General features: G+C 69.4%; 5 protein-coding genes. 2 read left to right on the top strand and 3 right to left on the bottom strand.

What is annotated here, in order from left to right:
• The 3 genes from VNJ47_07385 to VNJ47_07375 all read right to left on the bottom strand — a co-directional run.
• The coding region (locus tag VNJ47_07385) for an ankyrin repeat domain-containing protein (GenBank protein ID HXG28653.1) at positions 1-769 on the bottom strand (769 nt) is incomplete at its 3' end.
• A complete protein-coding gene (locus VNJ47_07380) occupies positions 766-1,803 on the bottom strand; it encodes an NAD(P)/FAD-dependent oxidoreductase (protein HXG28652.1) in 1,038 nt (345 codons plus the stop codon). The genes VNJ47_07380 and VNJ47_07385, both read right to left, overlap by 4 nt.
• Positions 1,800-1,949 (bottom strand): hypothetical protein, encoded by a 150-nt coding sequence (locus tag VNJ47_07375; protein HXG28651.1) that lies wholly within the window; start codon positions 1,947-1,949, stop codon positions 1,800-1,802. Before VNJ47_07375 ends, VNJ47_07380 begins: the two co-directional genes overlap by 4 nt.
• 221 nt (positions 1,950-2,170) lie before the next feature.
• Between VNJ47_07375 and VNJ47_07370 the strand changes: the two genes are divergently transcribed.
• Both VNJ47_07370 and VNJ47_07365 read left to right on the top strand, forming a co-directional pair.
• Positions 2,171-2,719, top strand: coding sequence for a cob(I)yrinic acid a,c-diamide adenosyltransferase (locus VNJ47_07370; protein ID HXG28650.1), 549 nt, complete (start codon positions 2,171-2,173; stop codon positions 2,717-2,719).
• Positions 2,720-2,744: 25 nt separating this feature from the next.
• A partial coding sequence (locus tag VNJ47_07365) for an iron-containing alcohol dehydrogenase (GenBank protein ID HXG28649.1) occupies positions 2,745-3,191 on the top strand: 447 nt, incomplete at its 3' end.

Genomic DNA, 3,191 nt, shown 5'->3' with positions numbered 1-3,191 from the left:
TCGCGGCCCACTCGAGCGCGGTCCAGTTGGCCCTGCGGTCCCTGCGTGAAGGATCGGCGCCGGCGGCCAGCAGGATACGGACCACCGCGACGTGCCCATCCTGGGCTGCGAGGATGAGCGGCGTGTGGCCCTCGCCGATCGCGCGGTTGGCATCGGCGCCGCGCGCGGTGAGCATCGCGACGACGGCGGTGTCGCCCTGCCTCGCGGCAACCGCCAAGGGCGGCATGCCTCGCGGCGGGTCTGCGTCGGCGCCGGCCTCGAGCAGCAACCGGACCAGGCCGGTGTCGCGCGCGAACAACGCCGCCAGGACGGGCGACTCGAATACGGCGGCGCTGTCGCGGCTGCGCGCCGGAGCTCCGCGTGCCAGCAGCAGGCGCACCAGCTCGCCGTGTCCACGCCGGGCCGCGAGCGATAGCGGCGTCTCGCCGGCCTTCGCGACCGCGGCGACGTCAGCGCCCCCGTCCAGCAGCAGCCGCGCCGTGCCCACGTGCCCGCCGTGGGCCGCATAGTGCAGCGCGGTGTAGCCAGCGTCGCGCTTTGGCAGCTGCTGCATCCAGGCCAGGAACGCAAGCATGACCCTGACGCCGCTGTGGCCCCGGACCTTCTGGTTCACGCGCGCGCCCCCTGCCAGCAGCGCGGCTACCGCGCCCTCGTTGCCGTCACGCGAGGCGCGCATCAGGGCCGTCATGTCGTGCTGATCGGTGGAATCGCGCGCCAGCGAGCACGCGACCGCGGCCGGCACCAGCGCCGCGAGCGCGATGCGCCTCACCCCGCGGACGCTCCCGCGAACACCCCCTCCATGTTGGAGGAATGGCCCGGGAACATTTTCTTCTCCGGGTAGATGTGGTGCACCGCGTTGTTCACCGCCGTGCACACCTCGCCGAAGCCGGTGGCTATCAACTTCAGCTTGCCCGGATAGGTGACGATGTCGCCGGCGGCGTAAATGCCGCTCACGCTGGTCTCCATCATCTGGTTGACAACGATCTCCTCCTTCACCAGCTCGAGGCCCCAGTTGGCGATGTCGCCCAGGTTGGATACGAAGCCCAGCTGTGGCAGCACGCAGTCGACCGCAATCCGCTCTTCTTGCTTCGTCTTGTTGCTGAAGATGGTGACCGCTTCGATGCGCTCGGTGCCGTGGATGGCCTTCAGCTCCCAGAAGGTGCGCAGCTCCATCTTGCCCGCAGCGCACAGCTGGTGCACCTGGTCGATCGTGGCCTGGTGGGCACGGAACCCGTCGCGCCGATGGATCATCAAAATCGAAGCCGCGATGCCCTGGAGGTTCACGGCCCAGTCGAACGCCGAGTCGCCACCGCCTACGATCAGTAGCCGCTTCCCCCTAAAGACCTCCGGGTCGAGCACCCGGTCGTACAGGCCCTTGCCCAGCCACGCATCGGCGTCCTTGAGCGGCAGCTTGCGGGGGCTGAAGGCACCGATGCCAGCAGCTATCACAATGGTGCGGGTTGCGTACTCGCCGGCGCTGGTACGCAGCAGAAACAGCGGCTTGCCGTCGGCGCCGGTTTCGGTGGAGAGCCCCACCACTTCCTGGTTCAGCTGCACGTCGGGATGGAACTGCGCCATCTGTTCGCGTAGCCCCTTCACCAGGTCCTTGGCGAGGATCTTCGGGAAGCCGCCCACATCGAAGATGTACTTCTCCGGATACAGCGCGGTGAGCTGGCCCCCCAGCTCCGGCAGCGCGTCGATGATGCGGCACGAAACGCCACGCATCCCAGCGTAGAAAGCGCCGAACATCCCAACCGGTCCGGCGCCGATGATTGTAATGTCGCGGATGTCGCGATCGCTCAAGTTGCCCCCACCGGTGCGAACGACAGCAGGTAGTCCAGCACGTCCTCGGCGCTGTAGCGCGAGCGGCTGCCGTGGAACGCCGCGATGATCTCGAGGTCGTAGCCGCTGGTCATGAGCGGCGGCTCGACCTCGGCCCCGGCGCGCACCTGTCCGTATTCGACGTTGGCCAGCAGCGTGTTGATAGCCGGTCGGCGAGCCGCGCGGGTCGGTGCGGACGCCCACCCTGGACGATCAGAGGCAGTGACTGGCTCACTTCCGGATGCTCGGCGGGAACCGCGGGACGCATGAACGCATGTGAAATCCTAGCCCCCTGGCCGCGCCGCGGCAAACCCTTACGCCTCGCAATGACCCGGCGTAGCTTGCCCGCGTGAAGATCTACACCAGAACCGGCGACGGTGGCGACACATCGTTGATGGGCGGCGGCCGGGTGCGCAAGGATCATCTGCGCGTGGCGGCATACGGCGACGTGGACGAAACCAACTCGGCGATCGGGGCGGCGCTGACCTGCGAGCCGCGCGAGCTGGCCGCTGAGTTGCTGCAATCGGTCCAGCGCGACCTGTTCAACATCGGCGGCGCCCTGGCCACGCCCGCGCCGGAGCGGCTCCGGGATGAGCAGCGCAGCAAGTTGGTGGTGAGCGAAGAGCGCATCGCGGCGCTCGAGGCGGCGATTGACGCGGCCGACGCCGAGCTGCCGGCGCTGAAGGCGTTCGTGCTTCCGGGAGGTACGGCGAAGGCGTCCGCCCTGCACCTGGCGCGCACGGTCTGCCGCCGCGCCGAGCGGTCGGTGGTCGCGCTCTCGCGCGGCGAGCCGGTGCCCTCCGAGATCCTGCGCTACCTCAATCGCCTCAGCGACCTGCTGTTCACGCTGGCGCGCCTGGCCAACCACCGCGCCGGCGTCGCCGACACCACCTGGTGATATGAGCGAACCGGCGCAATCGCCCGTGCGCATCGACGCGGGCGGCTACGACGTATTCCTCGGCCGCGGCCTGCTGGCGCGGCTTCCCGAGCTGCTGCGCGAGCGCTGCCCGGCCCACGCGTACGCGGTGGTGGCTGACGCCCACGTAATTGAGAAGCACGGCGCCGCTCTCAGCGCGGCACTCTCGACGGCCGGGCTCACGCACGTGGTGGCGAGCTTTCCCGCGGGCGAATGGAACAAGACCCGCGAGCAGTGGGCCGAACTCACCGACCGGATCCTGGCCGCGGGACTGGGCCGCGACGCGGCGGTCATCGCCTTCGGCGGCGGCGTGGCGGGCGACCTGGGCGGGTTCGTGGCCGCAACCTACATGCGCGGCATCCCGTTCGTGCAGGTTCCGACCAGCCTGCTAGCGATGGTGGATGCGTCGGTGGGCGGCAAGGTGGGAGTGGACGTGCCGGCGGGGAAGAATCTG

Source organism: Nevskiales bacterium, from assembly GCA_035574475.1.
Lineage (GTDB): Bacteria > Pseudomonadota > Gammaproteobacteria > Nevskiales > DATLYR01 > DATLYR01.
Note: the sequence above shows the minus strand (reverse complement) of the source record. Positions and strands in the feature narration are given on the sequence as shown.